The following is a 19,928-nucleotide window of genomic DNA, read 5'->3' on the forward strand; positions in this document are numbered from 1 at the left end:
ACGATCATTCTAACACAAATCAAAAAATTGACCAGCGGGTCAGTAATTAGCACTTTGCCGAAGATCAATGTCGACATCTTTTACGCGTGCAAACATGAGCTACCGCATTGACCAAGCCATGGGAGCAAAAAAGTGGACAACGCCCTGCTCAGCTTCTTCCGGCAAGACAAAGACCTGCTTTCAGACGATCGCCCCCTTCGCCTACGCCTGGCCCACAGCACGCAGATGCTGGAAGATGTCCTGCTGCCGCAATGCATAGACGGCAGCGAGTCTATTTGCGGGGGCCTTGAATTCCGCATCTTCTGCGTCTCCCTCGATGCCTATATCCCGTTGAAAGAACTGATCGCTCTACCCGTGGCGGTAGACATCGTCACCGATCGTGGAGACTTGCGCAGCATTTGCGGCATCGTCACGGAAGCGCGCGCCGGAGACAGCGACGGCGGACTGGCCAGCTATCAGATTGTGCTGCGCGATGCGTTATCCATCATGGAAAAACGCACCAACACCCGCGTGTTCCGCAACAAGAACGAAGTGGAAATCGTGCAGCACATTCTCGACGAATGGATCCATACCAATCCAATCATAGGCACCTGCTTCAGGTATGAACTGGACGAAATTCTCGCGAATGCCAATTACCCGCAGCGTGAATTCACCATGCAATACAACGAGTCGGATGCCGCGTTCATACGGCGCATGCTCAAGCGGCGCGGTGTGGCATGGTTCTTCCGTCCGGACCAAGGAAACCATCCGTCCCATACGATGGTGTTATTCAATGACTCTAACGGCCTCCAGCCGAATAGCGCCGGCGTCGTTCGCTATCACCGCGATGCCGCAACCGAAGATCGCGACACGATCACGTCTTGGTGCGCAAGCCGCACCCTGCAACCATCCAAAGTCACGCGCTACAGTTGGGACTATAAGCAGCCTGGTAATGCGGATTATCAGACGGCCACAGCCGACAGCAACATGAAGCATGGGGAGACAGCGTACGAATTGTCCGCTACGCTGGACGACTATCAGGTGCTGTCACCGCATGCGGGTAGCGATTACGACGACCTCTGCCAGCTAGGCCAGTTGGCAATCGACCGCCACGATTATGAATCCAAATGCTTCCGCGGTGCAGGCAGCGTCCGCGACCTTTGCGCGGGCGAATACTTTGCCTTGGAAGGGCATCCTGAGATAGATGCGCACTCCGGTCCTGATTGCGAATTTGTGATTACGTCCTTACATCTCGCAATTTCGAACAACCTGTCGCAAGGGTTGACAGAGCGGATGCAACGCCTGCTTTCTCGCAACCAGTGGATGCAACGCGTAAATTGCCAAGACCCTGGCGACGAACAGTCCAACACTCACATCAGGGTCAGTTTCGACGCAGTCCGGCGCGGCATCCCTATCGTTCCGTCGTACGACGCGCGTACTGAACTCCCCAACATACCAATTCAGAGCGCCGTTGTCGTCGGGCGAGACGGCGAAGAGGTCCATTGCGATGAACTGGGCCGGGTAAAGGTACGGTTCCGCACAACGAGAACTGCTGATCATCAGCATGCACAAGGTGCAGGTGCTGCGGAGACCGATATGGACTCCGCCTGGGTACGCGTCGCCAGCAGTTGGGCTGGCAACGGGCCAGGTTCTCAACTCCAATGCGGCTATCTAGGGCTTCCCAGGGTTGGCACCGAAGTACTGGTCGCTTTCATTGGCGCTGATCCGGATAAGCCGGTCATAGTTGGGCAGCTGTTCAATCAACGGGGGCTGCCGCCCGCCATGAGTCGCGCAGACGGCCTGCCGACAAATCGATACATGTCTGGCATCCGCAGCCGCGAGATTTTCGGAAGCAGGGGGAGCCAGCTTCGTTTCGATGACACCGCAAATGAAATCAGCGCGCAACTGGCAAGCGACCATGGCGGCAGCCAATTGAATCTGGGCTTCCTTACGTCCGACAGGGCTGGCGGGTCTGGTGACCCGCGTGGCGAAGGCGCTGAACTAAGGAGCGAACAGGCTATTTCCATCCGGGGCGAAGCGGGGGTTTTGATTGCCGCCAATTGCTTCACTGGTCCCAAAAAAGAACTCCTGGACAGAGAGCGTCTTCAAGGAATAGCCATCCTTGCCAAGAACGTTTCGTCTCACCTTACATTGGTTGCTGACGCACATTCTGAAGATCACGGCGATAACGCCTCGCTCAATGCCTTAACCGACAAGCTGGAGAGTTGGAAAGCGAACGGAGGCGCGCCGCTGGTGGCGATATCCGGTGCAGAGGGAATCATCGCCGGCAGCTCGGAAGCAATAGCACTCGCTGCTCAAACCGACCTGTTTGCCAACAGCGTCGGAAACACCAACATTGGTGCTGGTGGAAGCCTCTTTGCCAGGGCCGCCAAGGGGATCAATGTGCTGGCATGCAAACTCGGAATGAAGCTGATCGCAGCAAGCGGCGACATAAAAATCGAATCGCACGATGGCAGCATCGTGATCGCATCTTCCAAGGCCATCAAGCTGGTCGCAAATGATGGAATTGAATTGCACTCTCCGAAGATCAAGATGGTCGCTCAGGGAACCCAGATCGATTGCGATGGCGGGAAGATTATCCAGCAAAGTACCGGCGCGCATACGATCAAGTCCTCGAAATTCGAACACCTCAACGGCGGCGATGGAAGTCCCGAGAGCAAGCAGGTCCCCTCTGCCGAGTCCGAGCACGACCAGCAAGTTGTGATTACCGACCTCCGATCTGCCCGCCCACTCGCGGAAAGGCGGTACCGAATCGAGCTCGAAGACGGCAAGGTAATTGAAGGAAGGACTGACGCGAGTGGGTTAACGGAACGGTTCTCCACGAAGACCGCGTTCGCGAAATACTCGATCGAACTTCTCGACTAGGTGAAGTATGTCAATCCAACTGCCCATTCGCCCCGAAACCGGCGGCACCAAGTCCGAAGGCTTTTGCACTCCCAAGGAGGACAAACGCCCACAGCGTTTCGTTGTTCCGCCCAAGAAGGTCATACCCATCGTCTTTCTACCTGGGATCATGGGATCAAACCTGCGCATGTCGCAGCCGAGGCAGTGGACGCTCAAGAAAAAGAACAACATTGCATGGCGGCCGGACAGGAAAGGCGAGGCACTTGATCTTATGTCGGTAACGCCGGCGTATCGCCAACTAGCGCTGGATCCAGATGCGACAGAGGTTGATACATATGACAATGGCCGAAGCCCAACGGGCACGCGAAAGGAAACGTCCGATGACAGGCATGCCATTGGCCGACTTGATGTTGACCTTCCCTTTACGCCGAACTCCCCTCTTCTTACTGATGATCCAGCTACAGTCATACCAAGGAGATCAAAGAGGGACAAAGCAAAGCGTCGCGGATGGCAGGAAATTCTATATTCAAGCTATCGCATTCTTCTGGAACAGTGTGAATCGAAGTTGAACGCTCCAGACATCGACGATGCCTGGAAAGACATCGCTACCCAATCTCCTCGGAATTGGCAAGCCACCGATACACCTGTTATCCCTCCGCTAAGCATGAGCGATATCAAAGACGCTCTCTCGTCGGCCTGGTTCCCTGTTCATGCAATGGGGTACAACTGGCTAGAATCTAACGCGATCTCTGCCACGAAAATCGCTGCACGCATAAATGCACTGATTGCCGAATATTCCTCTAATGGCTTCCACTGCGAGAAAGTCATTGTCGTCACACACTCCATGGGAGGACTGGTCGCGCGTGCTTTGGTGCATCCCGAAATTGGAGGTGCCATGGAAAAAATCCAGGGCATCGTGCATGGGGTGATGCCTTCCCGTGGCGCACCTGCCGCTTACCGGCGAATGCGTTGTGGCTTTGAAGAGGGCCTGGTCGGATGGGCCCCTGCCCCAAAAGTCCTTGGTAACTTTGGACCAGAGGTCACTGCAGTCCTTGGCAACTCACAGGGAGGATTGCAGCTCTTGCCGAGTGCAGCATATGGAAATAGCTGGTTAGAAATACGTCAGGGGAATAACTTGATAAGGCGCCTACCTACCTATGGAAACCCTTACAACGAAATATATAAATTGCGCACCGAGTGGTACCGACTCATTCGGGAGGAATGGCTCAATCCAGCAAAAATACAAGGTGTCAGCATAAGCAGGACATTTCGGTATCTAGGGCTTGCACAAAGATTCCACGAAATGATCGCGGATTTTTTCCACCCCAATACCTACGCACACTATGGATCTGACGTCGACCGCAACTCATGGGAAACCATCGGATGGAATGTGGGGGAAGGCCAGCTTTATCTTGGCTGGGAAAATCTCGCCATTACTGAAGACAATCAGCAAGGCAAATTCAAGGTCCAGACCGCGCAAGACAAACGTTCGATAAAAATCTCTCTAGGCCCGTCCGTAGGAGCCGGTGATCAAACAGTGCCACTGCGGTCTTCAGATCATCAACGCCAGAGCGGCAAGGTGAAAGGGATATTTCGACAATCCGGGTATGAACATCAAGATAGCTATAAGGATGAAGCTGCGCTTCGATCTACTTTGTACTCGCTTGTGAAGATCATTCAAACGATGAGGTGGAACGATGTCTCATAAATTTTCTGACGTGATTCTGAGCGCACTGATCGGGATTCTGGCTGCAGCCCCTATTCAGGCAACCGGTGCCGATAAAACCTCCGGAGTTAAAATGAAAACCAAACATGATCAAATCTCAAGATGGTTCGAAAAGACAAAGACCTATTGCATCGGGCGCTTTCTCATTGATGTTCCAGCCCAAGCGGAGGTGGTATATGGCCCGGCCTACCTCGGCGCTGACATCGCCGTTATTCCTTCTGGCGTTGCAAAGCTCGACTCAATTTTAAAAGCAGATCAAGCGGAAACATCCGAGAAGAAGAAACTCACGAGTACAGTGTTGGGTGATGCCGGGCCAATGCTCGGTAAGATCATCGATGGGGCAGTTCCAGGCCAAAAGATTGTCTTCGCGATGAGAGGATCAAATGAAGATGAGTACGAGCTTCGTTCCTATACCCCAATCGGTCACGACTTGTTCCTTGCGTGGGGTTTCGCTTATAAAAAGACTGATGATTACCAAGAACTATTGGCTCATCTAAACGCAATAAGCAGAAGGGTCCACCAACGAGCTGACGACGAAATTCCTACCTCTCCAGGAATGTGCATCGACGGTGCCCTCATCGCTCCTCTCGATGAATTTAACACCGAGCGCGTAACACTTGGCGTCAGGCTGAATGACGTCCATTTTTCGATCGATATGACCGCCAAATCCGATCTGGTGGAGTCTGATGGACTGGAGTGGCGCATTGTAGGCGCCGAGCAAGAAGCCAAGAAGCGAGGCGGCGCAGATTGGTATTCCAGGATCAAATTCTTCAGGCGCGGCAATCGAACTATTGGAGGCTGGACAGGCTTCGAGGTCGCGGCGTGGAAACCCGCCCAGAAAGACGAACATCAGTCACATGAATTTGCATTCGTCAGCCACGGCGAACCAATGAATCCGATGTTGCCAGTGCTGGACCTGGCGCTACATTCTGGCGTTGATGGAGACACTCAAGGAGCCAAAACGCCGAGCATCAGCGATGCGGAGGCTATTGCGTTGTGGGACCGCCTGATCGGTTCAATTCGAGAACGCCCCACAGTGCCTAAAACCAAAAGTACAAACACCGCGAAATGAAAAACGTCATCCGCGTTGGCGACCCAACCTCTCATGGCGGGAAGGTGGTCGCCACAAGTGCCCCGCAATTTCGTGTCAGCGGAAAGCCAGTCGCCCTGGTAGGTGATCGATGTACATGCCCGATCACTGGCCACCAGAACTGCGTCATCGTTAGCGGCAACAGCGGCCATCTAGTCAACGGCAAAGCTGTCGCCTACGAGGGCGACAAGACGAGCTGTGGCGCGACACTGATTTCGACAGTTACAACCTTCGCCTCAAATTAATTAGAGGGCAAGCTCTAATCTAATCGCAGTGCAGCATCTTTGATTTTTATCAAGGTGTGCCAGAATGATTTCACGCACTCATTGAAGAGCAATAACAAAAAATCGTGTTCGACCTCGTGTCACCACCGCTCAACGCGCAACCGCAGTTCCTCCCGCTGGCTTATGCCAACCACCCTGCCCCTTTGTCCATCACGGCCCCGCCGCGACGCTGACTTTACGCGCGCCTACATGCGTCGCCGTGACGCATTCGTGTTCCCTGCTTTATCCACAACCGAAAGATATGTATGTCAAGCCAGCTGTTTGGCCTCATCGTTGTAACAGCGATTCTGTTTGCTGCATTGCTGTTGTTGTTGATTTCCGGCGTCATCAAGTACATCCCGAACGACCGTATCGGGGTTGTTGAAAAACTCTGGAGCCCGTCCGGCTCCGTGCAAAGCGGGCTGCTCGCACTGAATGGCGAAGCAGGCCTGCAGCCAGAACTCCGCCGCGGCGGTTTCCACTTCTTCGCGCCGTTCCAGTACCGTGTCCACATTCACCCAATGGTGTCCGTCACCCAAGGCACCATCGGCTACGTCTTCGCACGTGATGGTATCGACCTGCCCGCCGGCCAGACCCTGGCAGACAACTCGGGCATCGACGACTTCCGCGACGTGCGCGCTTTCCTCAATAACGGCGGGCAGAAAGGCCCGCAGCGCAAAATCCTGCGCGAAGGTACGCACATCATCAACCCAGCCCTGTTCGTAGTGATGACCGGTGAAGCGACGTACTCGATGTCGCTCGACGCCAAGGAAAAAATCTACTACGAACAAATGCGCGGCCTGCTCGACGACCGCAACGGGTTTACGCCTGTCGTCATCAAGGAAACCACCGGCTCGCACGATTCCGACCAGCTGGCCGTGGTGACCGTGCAGGATGGTCCTGGCCTGCTCAAGGACGAACTGCTGGCGCCGGATGTGGGCGATACCCACAACTCCTACCAGGAACCTGAGAAGTTCATCGCCGCCGGTGGTCGCCGTGGCCGCCAGGAACGCGTGCTGGTGGAAGGTACCTACTTCATCAACCGCCTGTTCGCGACGGTGGAGTTCATCAAGAAGACCGTGATTCCGGTCGGCTTCGTCGGCGTGGTGGTATCTTACACAGGACGCAAAGGTGCTGATTTGTCCGGCACCGAGTACTCGCACGGCGAGTTGGCGGAAAGCGGCTGCCGCGGTGTGTGGCGCGACCCGCTCATGCCGGGCAAATATGCCTTCAACACTTACGCCGGCAAGATCGAGCTGGTACCGACCACAAACTTTGTGCTGATGTGGAAGTCGGGCGAAAGCGGTTCCAGCTTCGACAAGAACCTGCGAGAAGTTACCCTGATCACCAAGGATGCCTTCGAGCCGCAGCTTCCACTGTCGGTGGTGGTGCACATCGACTACCGCAAGGCGCCGATGGTGGTGCAGCGCTTCGGCAACGTGGCGCAACTGGTGGAGCAGACGCTGGATCCAATGGTATCCTCTTACTTCAAGAACGTGTCGCAGACTAAGACCTTCATCGAACTGATCCAGTCGCGCAGCGAATTGCAGCACAACGCTTCGGAAGATATGAAGCAGCGCTTCCAGGCCTACTCGCTGGAGTTCCAGGAGGTCTTGATCGGCACGCCGAAGCCCCAGCAAGGCGACAACAAGATCGAGAACATCATGGCCCAGCTGCGCGACCGCCAGATTGCCCGAGAACAGGTAGAAACGTTCGCGCAGAAACAGATCGCCGCCGACAAGGAACGCGAGCTGAATGAAGCAGAACAGCGCGCCGCCAAGCAGAAAGAGCTGACCGGCTCGCTTGTCGACATCTCGATCAAGGAGAACCAGGGCGCCGCGAACGTGAAGGCCGCCGAGAAGCGCCGCCAGGAGATCGAAGCGCTGGCGCAGGCTGAACGCTTCAAGCAGGAGATGGAGGGTTCGGGCCGCGCATCCGCGATCCGCTCGGTGGGTGAAGCGGAAGCCGCCGCAATCCAGGCCAAATCCGAGGCAATGCAAGGCGAAGGCGCCGACAAGCAGCTGATGCAGACCGTGATGCTGCGCCTGGCCGAAGCGTTCGAGGCGTCCAGGGTTCCGCTGGTGCCGCAGATCCAGATGGGTGGCGGCGACAACAACGCCTTCAGCACCCTGCTTGGCCTGATGAGCGCCATCAAGGCAGGCGAGCTGACTGCAACCACTGAGAAGGAATAATCTTCGACGCGGGCTGGTACGAGAGTGCCGGCCCGCTTTCTCATGCCCACTTACATGAAACAGCTACCTCAAACTACACTTGTACCAGAACTGAAGGCCTGCAGTTCATTGCAGGACGTCTGCGGTTTCCTCGATAAGTCACGCGGCGCCCGCTCCCACGTATGGGTTTGTGCGGCACAATACGCAATGGCCCTTGCGGCGCGCAGTGCAGTTGGCGCGACGAGGGATTTCGACGCCGCACTATCGGTCGCGAACAGCCTTTCACGCGCCAAATCAGAAATCGACATCGTATGCTGGCATTCGCAGCGGGTGATAGCGGAGACCGAATTTATCCTGCGTGCCGCCCAGGACTTCCTCGATGAAAATACGATTCCATGCAATGAGTGGCCATTCCCGCAGGAGATTTGCGATGAAGTGGAACGCGTCGTGGCGCAGCGCGCGCCGGGAAATCACGCGCTCCGGTAGGAGCGATCAAGATCTCGGCCAGCTTTGGATCTTATGATGTCACGGAGACTGCGTTAACGAGCCACTTGGCCAAGCGCGTAGAATTGCGCCTTTTAATTGGAGAGCAATGTGAAGAAAACAGACTTGGCAAAGAACGACGCGAAAAAGCTGATGGGCAAGATGGGAGCACCGGGCGCGACTTCGTTCGGCACCACGGCCAGCCCCGCCGTCGACAAGCGCGAACAGCGCAAACGCGATCAGGCTCGTGGCCTGGTACCGTTTGCGGTCAAGCTGAATAGCGACCTGGTGAAGCGTTTGCACGACCTGGCCAACGACCGTGGGCTCGACTTGAATACTGTCGTTGCCGATGTCCTTAACAAAGGGCTCGACGCAAAGTGAACCGAGCAAGCGCAGCTCCAGCCGGACCTTGACCGTGATCAGGACTTACGCAGGTCGGCCTTGCCTTCTGCGCGCCAATTCTCGATCCAGCGAGTTGGCAAAGTTCTGACGGTCGCCTTGACTGAAGGCCGAAGGTCCGCCAGTGTCGACGCCCGCGCCGCGCAGTTCTTCCATGAATGCCCGCATCGTCAATTGCTGCGCGATGGTGTCTTTGGTGTACCACTCGCCACGTGGATTGAGCGGCAGGCCGCCCTTCTCCAGCACCTGGGCGGCCAGGGGTATATCGGCAGTGACGACGATATCGCCAGCGCCGACGCGTTCGACGATCTCCGCATCGGCGGCATCCGCACCTGCCGGCACTTGCAATGCGCGGATAAAACGGGACCCCGGCACGCGGATTAGCTGGTTGGCCACCAGCGTGACGTCGATCTGCGTGCGGTCCGCTACGCGGAACAGAATGTCCTTGATGACAGCGGGACAGGCGTCCGCATCTACCCAAATATGCATGAATTACATCGAATCCGATAAAAAGAATCAGACATTGTAATCAAGTTGGCCAAACTATATTCTCAAATAGGCGCTGAAGCTTGGCTGCACGATCAGAATTTGCCATCGCCACATGAGAAATCCTGCCTGCCAGGTAGGACTGAAAGTTGGGATGGTTCTGCCGGTTCTGCGATGCGGGACCATGACGCATGCAATTCGTCAGCACCGCCTTGAGCCTGTCGTACTCGTCGCGCGCAATGTTCGGATGTGCGTTGATGACGATGCCCGTCACCTGCTGCCGCGTCCCTTCGCGCATCAACCGCGTTTTGCGGGTGTTCACGCGAAAGCCCTCTTCCAATGCAATTGCAGCAGCCTGGATATGGAAACGCTCGCCGGACCGCGCGAACTCCTCGCCACCGGAAAAAGCAAGGTCGTCGGCGTAGCGGCTATACGACGCTCCCATCGACCGCGCCAGCGATTCAAGCCGAATGTCGAGACGGTATGCGCAAAGGTTTGCCAGTGCAGGCGAGCACGGCGAACCCTGCGGCAAATGCGGCGATTTCAATGCCTGGCGCTCGGACCAGGCCAGCAAACCTCCTGCCTGCTTGTCGCGGAACAGGCCATGGGGCGCACGGTTGACGCAGATGCGCGCGAGCGTGCCGGCGACGCTCTCCGGGTAGCCCAGCTTTTCAAACAGCGCCTGGACGCGCGAGTGCTGGATGCTCGGGAAGAAGTCCTTCAGGTCCATGCGGATGACCGCATGCTGGCCTGCATGACGGGCGGCGTGCGTGACGCAGGAGTGTCCGCGCCGGAAGCCATGTGCCGATGGATGCGGCGGCACCAGGTCTAGTATCCGGCGCAGGATTGTCTGCTGGATGCGGCGTAGCCGCTCTTTGGGAATTTCGATCAACCGCTGGCCGCCACTACGCTTTGGCACCCAACGGTAGTGATAATGCTGCAGGCGCGATTGCTCGTCGCGCGCGATGCGCCACTGGTCGGCAAACCAGCGCAGTGCGCCGACGGGCTCATTCAGCAAGGCGGCCAGGTCGCCAACCGTTTGCAGTTCCGGTAGCGCGAGTGCGGCGAGCCACGCCGGCTTTGGGGGACGTCTCGGCTGGTCAATGCAATAGCGCCGCACGGCCGGCAGCTCGATGAATGGCGGTGCGCTGTCTCCGGCCTCGTCATCTTCATCAAGGTCCACGCATCCGCGCCCAAGAAGCTCCAGCAGGATTTCTGCCAGCTCGTGCCGGCTGAAGTAATGGAAGTTCTCTCCGGTTCGGAGAGCGAGCGCCATGCAGATGCCGGGCGCCCACGGCTGCGACGCAGCGAACACACGGGTGCATGCAGCGACCAGGTTCTCCGGGCTGCCGTCCGTGGCCAGCATCGTGTCGGCCAGAGCCAGCGCAGTGAGTTTTTCGATATCCATGAAATTGAAGGAGCGGAGAGCCGTCAACGAGTCTCGTGATGCGTGAGCGCTCTTGCGCGCAAGCGCAATGCGGCTCATGCGGCGAAATGCAGAACATTAAACATCCCGCGGGGTAACCCCGCAGAGGCTGTCCCTGCACGAAGCATGGACATGCCGGCTTGACGGTTCCGCCCCGCCGACACAGTAGGTTACTTTTGCTGGCAGGTCAACACTGCTGCGCTTACAGCGTCGCTGGAATGGCGTCGAGCTGGATACTCTGCAGGAACACCTGCGAATACGCCTCAAAGCCCGAATCGATGCCCAGGAGGATCCATACCGCGCCATTCGCATCGGTCGTCACCTTCTGCGCCTTGTCGTTCTTCAGCGTTTTGCTGGCATAGGACACCGCGGTGCCGCAAGCCTGGCCGTTGGCGATATTGCCGATCACTTGCGCCTCCTTGCCGCCTTCGGCCTGGTTGCCGCGATCGATATTCATGCGGATCGCGTTGTTGACCGTGACTGCCTTTGGCTCGATGGCCGTGGCGCCCGCATAGACCCACACCGCTTCGCCCGGCGCCCCGCCCACGCCCATGCATCCTGTCTGCGCATTGCTGGCAAATTTGAGCGAGAAGTTGATGTTGTAGGTGGTGTTCTTGGCCAGGCCGGAGAACTGCTTCTTCACAAACAGGAACAGGTCGTCGCTGCGATTGGTGCCGCCAACCAGGTAACCCTTGCCGGTCAGCGGAGCTGGCAGCGTGCGCTGCTCGAAGACGACATTGGTCGGCGCAGTCTCCGGCGTATAGTCCGAGGAACTCCCGGTCCAGCCAGTAACGCCATCCTTGTCGAAGTCCACCGATGCCGAGACCTGTTTAGGACGATTGTCAGTCTCGTTGCCGCCACCGCAAGCAGCCAGCAGGGACAGCATGGCGACGGAGATGCCGGTTCTCAGGATTGTTTTCATTGACTGCCCTTCTCACAAAAGTTTTGGAAAACCAATTGTAAAAAGGACCAAACGCGCCGGGATGGCGCCTTTGTATGTAGAGGTATGTAGCCCGCTTAGACCATTAACGACATTTTTCTACTTCCAGTCGCCCCTCAGTTCTGCTACCTGGCGATACAGCAGTTCCGGACTCACTTCGGTCGGTTCGACCGGCTGGCCGACTGCCAGCGAGAGCTGCGAACGGAAGCCCTTGCGGAAGGCACGTTCCAGCAAGCCATCCTTGCTGCGGCTAAGCAGGTGGCCCCACAGGCCGCGCAGCGCCATCGGAATCACCGGCACCTTGGTGCGCTCGATGATCTTGCTGATGCCGCCTTTGAACTCATTCATCTCGCCAGTACTGGTCAGCTTGCCTTCCGGGAAAATGCAAACCAGTTCGCCTTCATGCAGCGCTTGCGCGATGTCGACAAAGGCTTTTTCCATCAGCCATGGGTCTTCCTTGGCAGGTGCAATCGGGATCGCCTTGGCAGTGCGGAAGATCCAGCCGAAGAAAGGGGTCTTGAAGATGCGGTGGTCCATCACGAAGCGGATCGGGCGCGGGCTGGCAGCCACGATCACGATCGCATCCACGTAGCTGACGTGGTTGCAGACCAGGACGGCGCCGCCTTCTTCCGGGATGCGGTCGGCATCGATGGTCTTCACATTGTGCACGGTATGGATCAGGAGCCACGCCAGGAAGCGCATCAGGAACTCAGGCACCAGGGAGAAGATGTACGCCGCCACAATGGCGTTCATGATCGCGGTGGCGAGGAACACTTGCGGAATCGTGAAGCCCTGGCCCAGCAGCACGATTGCCACACCGGTCGCCACCACCATGAACAGCGCGTTCATGATGTTCATGCCGGCGATAGTGCGCGACAGGTGTTGCGGGTCCGCGCGCAGCTGGATCAGTGCGAACAATGGGACGATAAAGAAGCCGCCGAACACGCCGATCATCACCACGTCGAAGATGATGCGCCATGCGCCGGGCAGCATGACCATGGCGTAGGCATTGACCTCACCTGGTGCGCTGTAGCCCTGGCTGGCCATGTACAGGTCGATGCCGAACACCGACAGGCCGATGGAACCGAACGGCACCAGGCCGATTTCCACTTTGCGGCCGGAGAGCTTTTCGCACAGCAGCGAGCCGGCGCCGATCCCCAGCGAGAACATCGTCAACAACAGCACGAAGACGCTGTTGTCGCCTTTCAGGTAGTCCTTGGCATAGACCGGGAACTGGGCCAGCACGATCGCGCCATAGAACCAGAACCAGGAGTTGCCCAGCATGGACAGGAAGACGGAACGGTTGCCGGCCGAGAAGCGCAGATTGCGGATCGATTCGGTGAAGGGATTCCAGTTCACTTTCAGGTCAGGCTGCGGCGCTGGCGTTTTCGGGATGCCGTGCGCAGTGACCAGGCCTGCGACCGCGAAAAATACCGTGGCGGCAGCGAGCCAGGTGATGCCGCCGGGCTTGTGATTGACGATGATGGCGCCGAATACCTGGCCAAGCAGGATGCCGACGAAGGTGCCCATTTCAACGATGCCGTTGCCGCCGGTGAGTTCTTCCGGCTTCAGGTGCTGCGGCATGTAGGCGTATTTGACGGGGCCGAACAGTGTCGAGTGCATGCCCATGCCGAAGACGGCGACCAACAGCAACGCCAGCGTGTGGGTGAACCAGCCGACGGCCGCAACGGCCATGATGCCAATTTCCAGCCACTTGATGAAGCGCGCCAGCTTGCCCTTCTCTACTTTCTCGGCAATCTGGCCGGAAGTGGCGGAGAACAGCACGTATGGCAGGATGAACAGGCCGGGCACCAGGTTGGTGATCAGCGACGGGTCAAGGGTGGTCCAGCTTGACGCTTCGAACGCCAGCGCCACCACGAGCGCGGTTTTGAACAGGTTGTCGTTAAACGCGCCGAGGAATTGGGTCCAGAAAAACGGCGCGAAGCGGCGTTGTTTCAGGAGATCGAACTGGCTGGGATGGCTCATGTTGCGTCACGGGAATAGTGAAAATATCGACAACATACAGCACATTGCCCAAGCTCTCAACCCGACTTGTCAAAGTATCGAAATTTAATACTTTTCGACAGCAGCGTCACATGCGTAGCAGTCGGCGAAATGCCGGGCCGACGGCCAATACTAGCACCACCATCCGGCATACGTGGAAGGCCGTTACCACCGGCACTTCAACGTGCAATGCGCGTGCGGTGAGCGCCATTTCCGCGATCCCGCCGGGTGATGTCGCCAACAAGGCTGTTGCTGGATGCAGGCCGCCGAATTTCGCCAGCACCAGGCCGAAAAGCGCTGCCAGTCCCAGCGCCGTTGCCGTGCAGGCGGCCACGGCCGCCATGAAGCGCGGCGCAGTGTGCAGGAAGCCTGGCGTGAAGCGGGTGCCAAGCGACAGGCCGATGCAAAGCTGGCCGGTGCGCACCATCCATTCAGGCACGGCGCCGACTGGCACTTGCGCCGCCGCCAGCAGCCCGGCGCCGAACAGGGGGCCGAGTACCCAGGCGTTCGGCACGCCGCGCTTCCACAGCAGCCATCCCATGGCACATGTGACCCCGGCCAGCAGGCCGAATGCCAGCAATGCTTCCGCCGCGCCGGGCGGCAGCGCCGCAACTGCCCTCGCTGGCGCAAGTGACGCGCCGGCCGGCAGCGGCGGCATGCCATGCCCGCTCCAGTAACGCAGCACGAATGGCAGGAAGCTGACCACGAACATCAGCCGCACGCCCTGCGCCGCCGCCACATGCTGCGCCACAGCGCCATGCCGCTCGCCCTGCACGGCCATCTCGGAGGCGCCGCCAAGCGCCATGGAGAAGAACGCCGTGGCAGCGCTGACGTCCGCCAGCCGTTTGAGCAGCCAGGCGCACAGGCATCCCAACGCCAGCGCAAACGCGACAGCCAACGCAATATAGCCGGCACGCGCGGCCACCACCGCCAACACTGCGGGCGTAAAGTACAGGCCAAGCACCGTGCCGATTGCCCACTGCCCCGCCGCGCGTGCGGGAACCGGGCAGCACAGGTCGGCGCCGGCGATGCGCAGCGCCGCACTGGCGAACAATGGCCCGATCAGCCAGGGCAGCGGAGTATCGAGCCACCTGCAAAAAAAAGCGGCCAGCAAGCCGGCCGCCAAAGCTTGGAGGAAGCAACGGTGGCGGGTCAGAAGACCCACAGCTTGTCGGCCGGCAGTTGCAGCCAGTACTGGCCGTCCTGCAGGCGGTATTTCGAATGAGCGCGCACGCTGATGTCGCCGCGCTTGAACAGGCACTCCCAGCGATCACCAAGGTACATGCAGGTGACCAGCGCGAGCTGCAGCGAGTTCTCCACCTCGCTGCTGTTCACGCGCACTTCTTCAACCCGAATCAGCGGAGCGATCGTTTCGCCGCCCTTGCCGCGCGCAGTCGCCTGCAGCCTGGTGCCGGCTACCTCGATCACCACGCAGTCGCCATCGCGCGAAACCAGGTTGCCAGGCAAGCGGTTGTTACTGCCCATGAATTCAGCCGTGAACAAGGTCTCCGGCGTTTCGTACATTGTCTGCGGCGTGCCCTGTTGTTCGATCTTGCCGTTATTGAGCAGCAGGATGCGGTCGGAAATCGCCATCGCCTCATCCTGGTCGTGGGTCACCATCAGCGCCGACAGGCCAAGACGCACGATCAGTTCGCGCAGGAAGGCGCGCGCCTCCTCGCGCAGTTTCGCGTCCAGGTTGGACAGCGGCTCGTCCAGCAGGATCACCGGCGGGTTGTATACCAGCGCACGGGCAATCGCCACGCGCTGCTGCTGGCCGCCCGACAACTGGTGCGGGAAGCGCTCGCCCAGGTGGCCCAGGCCCAGCTGTTTCAGCACCTCGCCCACGCGGCGGCCGATTTCTTCCTTGTTCATCTTGCGCAGCTTCAGGCCGTAGGCCACGTTCTCCGCCACGGTCTTGTGCGGCCACAGCGCATAGGACTGGAACACCAGGCCCAGGTTGCGCTGTTCGGCCGGCATTTCATAACCCTTGCTGCCGTCGAACACGCGGCGCTCGCCGATGTCGATGGAACCCAGGCGCGGGCTTTCCAGGCCGGCCACGGCGCGCAGCAGTGTGGTCTTGCCGCTGCCCGATGGGCCCAGCAGCGCCACCACTTCGCCTTTTTGCAGGTGCATCGACACGCCTTTCAGGATCGGGTTGGCGTGGGCGCCGGTACCGTAGTCCAGGTGCAGGTCTTCGACGGACAGTTCGTTCATTTTCAGGTCTCGTTTCATGATCTATGTCTCAGTTATGCAGCTTGACGCCGAAGCGCAGCGCGATACCCAGGCCGATGCCGACCAGGGTGATGTTGATGAAGGAAAGTGCAGCCACCAGGTCGGTCGAACCACCCGCCCACAGCGACACGATCAGCGCGCCAATCACTTCGGTACCCGGCGACAGCAGGTACACGCCTGTCGAATACTCACGTTCGAAGATCAGGAAAATCATCAGCCACGCACCCAGCAAGCCGTACTTGATCAGCGGCAGGGTCACGTCGCGGGTTACCTGGCCGCGGCGGGCGCCGACAGCGCGCGCAGCTTCTTCCAGTTCAGGGCCGACCTGCAGCAGCGCAGTGGAAATCAGGCGCATGCCGTAAGCCATCCACACTACCGAGTACGCCAGCCACACCGCGAAGATGGTGGTACGCAGGCTGCGCAGCGCAGGGATCGCGTTTTCCACCAGCCAGACCGCCAGGCCGTTTTCAGAGCCTTTGAGCATGCCGTCCAGCCAGCTCGGCACGAACAGGAACACCCACAGGAAAGCCAGGCCAGCCAGCAGGCCGGGGACGGCACGCGGCACCAGCACGCTGTAGTCGAGGATACGGGTCAGCAGGTCCGGCTTGCGGTGCATGGCCAGCGCGATGAAGCTGTAGCAGAAGATCGCGAGGCCGCCGCCGATCACGCCGATCAGCACCGTGTTGATGATGCCGCGGATCAGCGCATGCTGTTCGAAGATGTCGCGGAAGTGCTGCAGCGTCAACACGTCGGCCAGCTTCACGCCCTCGCCCCAGTACTGCACGAAGGAGCGCAGCGCAATGCCGGACAGCGGCATCACAATGGTGAACAGCAGCCATGCGCCCAGCAGTGCAAACGCCAGCCACTTCCAGCGGCCCAGCGGCAGCGCCTTGCTGCGCGCGCCCTTGCCCTTGATCGACACGTATTTGTTGGCCGATTTCAGCAGCCAGCGCTGGATCATCACCAGCGGCATGGTCACCGCCACCAGGCACACGGCCACGGCAGCCATCAAATGGTAGGACGGAGTGCCCAGCTTGTTGGTCAGCTTGTACAGGTAGGTCGGCAGCACCAGGTGGCCTTCCGGGTCGCCCAGCACCAGCACCAGACCGAACACTTCGAAGCCGAGAAAGAACACCAGCACGCCCGCGTAGGCCAGGGCCGGCATGATCATCGGCAGCGACACGTTGAACATCACCTGCAGCGGCGAGGCGCCGGCCACGCGGGCTGCTTCTTCCACGTCCGAACCGAGGCTTTTCAGCGCCGAGGACGCATACAGGTAGACATGCGGCACGTGGGTCAAGCCGGCGATGATCACAATGCTGGTGAAGGAATACACATTCCAGGGAATGAAGCCGATCAGGTCCTTCACCCAGGTGGAGTAGAAGCCAACAGGTCCCATCGACACCACATAGCCGAAGCCCATCACCATCGGCGAGACGAAGATCGGCACCAGCAGCAGCGGGGAAATCCAGCCGCGACCCGGCAGGTCGGTGCGCACCATCAGGAAAGCCAGCATGCCGCCCAAAGGCACGGCGATGGCGGCCAGGCCTGCCGCCAGCAGCAAGCCATTCTTGAATGCCACGGCAAAGTCCGGGTCATCGAAGATGAAGCGGAAGGCATCCAGTCCGACTTCCTTGCCGGGCATGAAGAACGGCGCCGACAGGAAGCTCTGGTAAAAGATCAGGATCAGCGGCAGGAAGATGGCGGTGCAGGTCAGCACTGCCACAATCCCGCGCGGCCAGTTGATGCCGGCGCGGCCACTTCCCTGCAAAGTCGCGGTGGTCATTTACAACTCCTTATTTCTTGCCAGCGGTTTCTTTCCACTGCTTCAGGAAGGCCATGCGTTTCTGCGGGCCGAGGAACTGCAGCAGGATCGGGTGCACCGGCACCGGTTTGATCTTGTCCTGGCCGATTTGCTTGACCAGGTCGGACGAAGTGGTTTCACCGGTCACGTCGGCACGGATCGCGAACAGCTTTGATTCGTTGGCGATGATGGTCTGGCCGCGGTGCGACAGGGTGTAGTCCAGCCACAGCTTGGCGGCGTTGACGTTCTTCGCGCCCTTGTTGATGAACATTACGCGCGACATCACCAGGGTATAGTCCTTGGGCAGTTGCACGCCGATCGAAGGGTCGGTCTTGGCGCGCACCAGTGCGTAAGAGCCCAGCACGTTGTAGCCAATCAGGTTTTCGCCGGAGGAGATGCGCTCCATCATGGTGCCGGTGGAAGACTGCACGCGCACCTTGGCTTCGCCGAAGGCGTTTTCCAGTTCCAGGAATTTCGGGTATTCCTTGGCGTCCTGGCTCATGAACATGAAGCCGACACCGGATTTCTCGATGTCGTAGGTGGTGACCTTGTCCTTGAACTTCGGCTGCTGGATCAGTTTCACGAAGTCGGCGTGGGTCTGCGGTACCTCTTTTGCATCGACCAGGCGCTTGTTGTAGACGATGGCGGCCGGCTCGAAGGTCGTGCCGTAAGCCTGGTCATCCCACACAGCCCAGCCGGGAATCTTGGACGCTTCCACCGATTTGTATTTCAGCGCGTAGCCGTCGGAGGCCAGGCGCATCTGCAGGTCCATGGCGGACGACCACATCACGTCGGCGGTGTTGCCGCCCGCTGCCATTTCGGAGATGAAGCGGTTGTACACCTCGGTCGAGTTCATGTCGTTGTATTCGACGGTGATGCCAGGGTACAGGGCATTGAAGTCGCGGATCAGAGGCTGTGCAGCCTTGCTGTCAGTGGCGCCGTACACCACCAGCTTGCCCTCTTTTTTCGCCGCATCGATGACTTTCTGGTAATCGGCAGGATAGCCTGCCGGCGATTGTGCGAATGCGGTGCACGCGAACAGGCCCGCGGCGGCCACCAGGGTCGTCTTGATCATTTGTGTCTCCTAGAATTTTTGAGGGATGTTTAGCGCACCAGGCCTAGATGGCTGGCGCGTTTGCCGTAATCGTCCACGGCCTTATGCACATACTCGTTGAGTGCCTGTCCTGTCAGGCTGAAGGGATATAGTCCCGCTTCCGTTCGCAGCTTCGCGAATTCCGGCGTCGCCATGAGGTGCTCGAAGGTTTTCACCCATTGCTGGTAGTCGGCGTCGGCAACCTGCGGCCCCATCCACACGCCGCGAATGACCGGCCAGACGATGTTGTAGCCTTGCTCGCGAGCGGTCGGCACCGCAGCGAGCTTGCCTGGCAAACGCTCTTCCGACATCACGGCCAGCACGCGGATCGTGTTGCCGGCCAGGTTGGCTTCGGAAGCATCGCCCGACACCACCTGCACGTAGTTGGCCTGCATGGCAGTGAAGGACTCGCCGCCGCCTTCCAGTGCCACGAAACGCAGCACTTTCGGGTCCAGGCCTGCCTGGCGCACCAGCAAGGCCACCTTCAGCCAGTCCTGGCTGCCGATGGTGCCGCTGACGCCGATCAGCACTTTGGAAGGGTCGCGCTTCAATGCCGCCACCAGGTCGGCCAGCGACTTGTACGGCGAATCGGAGCGCACCGCGATCATGCCGTAGTCCGCCCCCAAGGCCGCCACCCAGCGCACGTCGTCCGCAGTGGCTTTGCCGAACTTGCCCTGCGCGAGATTCAGCAGTGAACCGCCGGAAAACGCCACCAGGGTGTTCGGTTCGGCGCGGCGCTGCGATACCAGCGAGTGCCATGCCACGGCACCGATCCCGCCCGGGCGATACACGAGCTTCATGGGCTGGCCGCCCGGCACCGTCGCCAGGCCCTTCTGGGCCAGCTTGCACGTCAGGTCCATCGCACCGCCCGGCTTGGACGGCACGATGCATTCCGCAGCGTGCACCCGCCCTGCCAGCAGCAGGACAGCAGCGAAGATGGAAAACAGGATCTTCATGGCTTCATTAT

Annotated in this window: 16 protein-coding genes; 7 read left to right on the forward strand and 9 right to left on the reverse strand. The window is 59.1% G+C overall.

All coding sequences use genetic code 11. The features are described 5' to 3' along the window. The first annotated feature begins 132 nt into the window (after positions 1-132). The 7 genes from ACN9MU_RS24065 (at position 133) to ACN9MU_RS24095 (ending at position 8,958) form a co-directional block, all read left to right on the forward strand. Positions 133-2,865 carry a type VI secretion system Vgr family protein gene (locus ACN9MU_RS24065; RefSeq protein WP_426343566.1) on the forward strand — a complete coding sequence of 911 codons (2,733 nt, stop codon included), beginning with the start codon at positions 133-135 and terminating at the stop codon, positions 2,863-2,865. Between the two features lie 7 nt (positions 2,866-2,872). Next, the gene (locus ACN9MU_RS24070) at positions 2,873-4,552 is read left to right on the forward strand and encodes an esterase/lipase family protein (protein WP_426343567.1); all 1,680 of its coding nucleotides are present in this window, start codon (positions 2,873-2,875) and stop codon (positions 4,550-4,552) included. Continuing rightward, positions 4,542-5,642: a T6SS immunity protein Tli4 family protein gene (locus ACN9MU_RS24075; protein ID WP_426163270.1), complete on the forward strand. Its 1,101-nt coding sequence runs from the start codon at positions 4,542-4,544 to the stop codon at positions 5,640-5,642. The genes ACN9MU_RS24070 and ACN9MU_RS24075 overlap by 11 nt, the downstream gene beginning before the upstream one ends. After that, on the forward strand, positions 5,639-5,905 hold the full coding sequence (locus tag ACN9MU_RS24080) for a PAAR domain-containing protein (protein WP_426163272.1): 267 nt from the start codon (positions 5,639-5,641) through the stop codon (positions 5,903-5,905). The genes ACN9MU_RS24075 and ACN9MU_RS24080 overlap by 4 nt, the downstream gene beginning before the upstream one ends. Before the next feature lie 284 nt (positions 5,906-6,189). Next, positions 6,190-8,115, forward strand: coding sequence for an SPFH domain-containing protein (locus ACN9MU_RS24085; RefSeq protein ID WP_426343568.1), 1,926 nt, complete (start codon positions 6,190-6,192; stop codon positions 8,113-8,115). Between the two features lie 54 nt (positions 8,116-8,169). After that, positions 8,170-8,580 (forward strand): hypothetical protein, encoded by a 411-nt coding sequence (locus tag ACN9MU_RS24090; RefSeq protein ID WP_426343569.1) that lies wholly within the window; start codon positions 8,170-8,172, stop codon positions 8,578-8,580. A gap of 108 nt (positions 8,581-8,688) precedes the next feature. Then, positions 8,689-8,958 carry a hypothetical protein gene (locus ACN9MU_RS24095; RefSeq protein WP_426343570.1) on the forward strand — a complete coding sequence of 90 codons (270 nt, stop codon included), beginning with the start codon at positions 8,689-8,691 and terminating at the stop codon, positions 8,956-8,958. 45 nt (positions 8,959-9,003) lie between these two features. On the opposite strand, the gene ACN9MU_RS24100 is transcribed toward ACN9MU_RS24095, so the two are convergent. The 9 genes from ACN9MU_RS24100 to ACN9MU_RS24140 form a co-directional block, all read right to left on the reverse strand. Beyond that, a complete protein-coding gene (locus ACN9MU_RS24100) occupies positions 9,004-9,465 on the reverse strand; it encodes a YaiI/YqxD family protein (protein ID WP_426343571.1) in 462 nt (153 codons plus the stop codon). 40 nt (positions 9,466-9,505) lie between these two features. Further along, positions 9,506-10,948 (reverse strand): reverse transcriptase family protein, encoded by a 1,443-nt coding sequence (locus ACN9MU_RS24105; protein WP_426343572.1) that lies wholly within the window; start codon positions 10,946-10,948, stop codon positions 9,506-9,508. 142 nt (positions 10,949-11,090) lie between these two features. Next, positions 11,091-11,810 (reverse strand): hypothetical protein, encoded by a 720-nt coding sequence (locus ACN9MU_RS24110; RefSeq protein ID WP_426336219.1) that lies wholly within the window; start codon positions 11,808-11,810, stop codon positions 11,091-11,093. A 117-nt stretch (positions 11,811-11,927) separates the two neighbouring features. After that, positions 11,928-13,814: an MFS transporter gene (locus ACN9MU_RS24115; protein WP_426343573.1), complete on the reverse strand. Its 1,887-nt coding sequence runs from the start codon at positions 13,812-13,814 to the stop codon at positions 11,928-11,930. A gap of 106 nt (positions 13,815-13,920) precedes the next feature. After that, a complete protein-coding gene (locus ACN9MU_RS24120) occupies positions 13,921-14,997 on the reverse strand; it encodes an AbrB family transcriptional regulator (RefSeq protein ID WP_426336220.1) in 1,077 nt (358 codons plus the stop codon). Further along, complete coding sequence (locus ACN9MU_RS24125; protein WP_426337658.1) at positions 14,985-16,046, reverse strand: ABC transporter ATP-binding protein; 1,062 nt, start codon at positions 16,044-16,046, stop codon at positions 14,985-14,987. The genes ACN9MU_RS24120 and ACN9MU_RS24125 overlap by 13 nt, the downstream gene beginning before the upstream one ends. A gap of 28 nt (positions 16,047-16,074) precedes the next feature. Further along, on the reverse strand, positions 16,075-17,850 hold the full coding sequence (locus tag ACN9MU_RS24130) for an ABC transporter permease (RefSeq protein WP_426318793.1): 1,776 nt from the start codon (positions 17,848-17,850) through the stop codon (positions 16,075-16,077). A gap of 10 nt (positions 17,851-17,860) precedes the next feature. Continuing rightward, positions 17,861-18,943: an ABC transporter substrate-binding protein gene (locus ACN9MU_RS24135; protein WP_426318794.1), complete on the reverse strand. Its 1,083-nt coding sequence runs from the start codon at positions 18,941-18,943 to the stop codon at positions 17,861-17,863. A gap of 29 nt (positions 18,944-18,972) precedes the next feature. Beyond that, the gene (locus ACN9MU_RS24140) at positions 18,973-19,917 is read right to left on the reverse strand and encodes a Bug family tripartite tricarboxylate transporter substrate binding protein (protein WP_426318795.1); all 945 of its coding nucleotides are present in this window, start codon (positions 19,915-19,917) and stop codon (positions 18,973-18,975) included. Between the last annotated feature and the right edge of the window lie 11 nt (positions 19,918-19,928).

The sequence above is a fragment of the Pseudoduganella sp. R-32 genome, from assembly GCF_049913245.1.
In the GTDB taxonomy this organism is placed as follows: domain Bacteria; phylum Pseudomonadota; class Gammaproteobacteria; order Burkholderiales; family Burkholderiaceae_D; genus Rugamonas.

Coding starts and splice junctions, on each gene's coding strand:
- ACN9MU_RS24070 (WP_426343567.1), top strand. CDS start 2,873: ATGTCAATCCAACTGCCCATTCGCCCCGAAACCGGCGGCACCAAGTCC.
- ACN9MU_RS24075 (WP_426163270.1), top strand. CDS start 4,542: ATGTCTCATAAATTTTCTGACGTGATTCTGAGCGCACTGATCGGGATT.
- ACN9MU_RS24080 (WP_426163272.1), top strand. CDS start 5,639: ATGAAAAACGTCATCCGCGTTGGCGACCCAACCTCTCATGGCGGGAAG.
- ACN9MU_RS24085 (WP_426343568.1), top strand. CDS start 6,190: ATGTCAAGCCAGCTGTTTGGCCTCATCGTTGTAACAGCGATTCTGTTT.
- ACN9MU_RS24090 (WP_426343569.1), top strand. CDS start 8,170: ATGAAACAGCTACCTCAAACTACACTTGTACCAGAACTGAAGGCCTGC.
- ACN9MU_RS24100 (WP_426343571.1), bottom strand. CDS start 9,465: ATGCATATTTGGGTAGATGCGGACGCCTGTCCCGCTGTCATCAAGGAC.
- ACN9MU_RS24105 (WP_426343572.1), bottom strand. CDS start 10,948: ATGAGCCGCATTGCGCTTGCGCGCAAGAGCGCTCACGCATCACGAGAC.
- ACN9MU_RS24110 (WP_426336219.1), bottom strand. CDS start 11,810: ATGAAAACAATCCTGAGAACCGGCATCTCCGTCGCCATGCTGTCCCTG.
- ACN9MU_RS24115 (WP_426343573.1), bottom strand. CDS start 13,814: ATGAGCCATCCCAGCCAGTTCGATCTCCTGAAACAACGCCGCTTCGCG.
- ACN9MU_RS24125 (WP_426337658.1), bottom strand. CDS start 16,046: ATGAACGAACTGTCCGTCGAAGACCTGCACCTGGACTACGGTACCGGC.
- ACN9MU_RS24130 (WP_426318793.1), bottom strand. CDS start 17,850: ATGACCACCGCGACTTTGCAGGGAAGTGGCCGCGCCGGCATCAACTGG.
- ACN9MU_RS24135 (WP_426318794.1), bottom strand. CDS start 18,943: ATGATCAAGACGACCCTGGTGGCCGCCGCGGGCCTGTTCGCGTGCACC.
- ACN9MU_RS24140 (WP_426318795.1), bottom strand. CDS start 19,917: ATGAAGATCCTGTTTTCCATCTTCGCTGCTGTCCTGCTGCTGGCAGGG.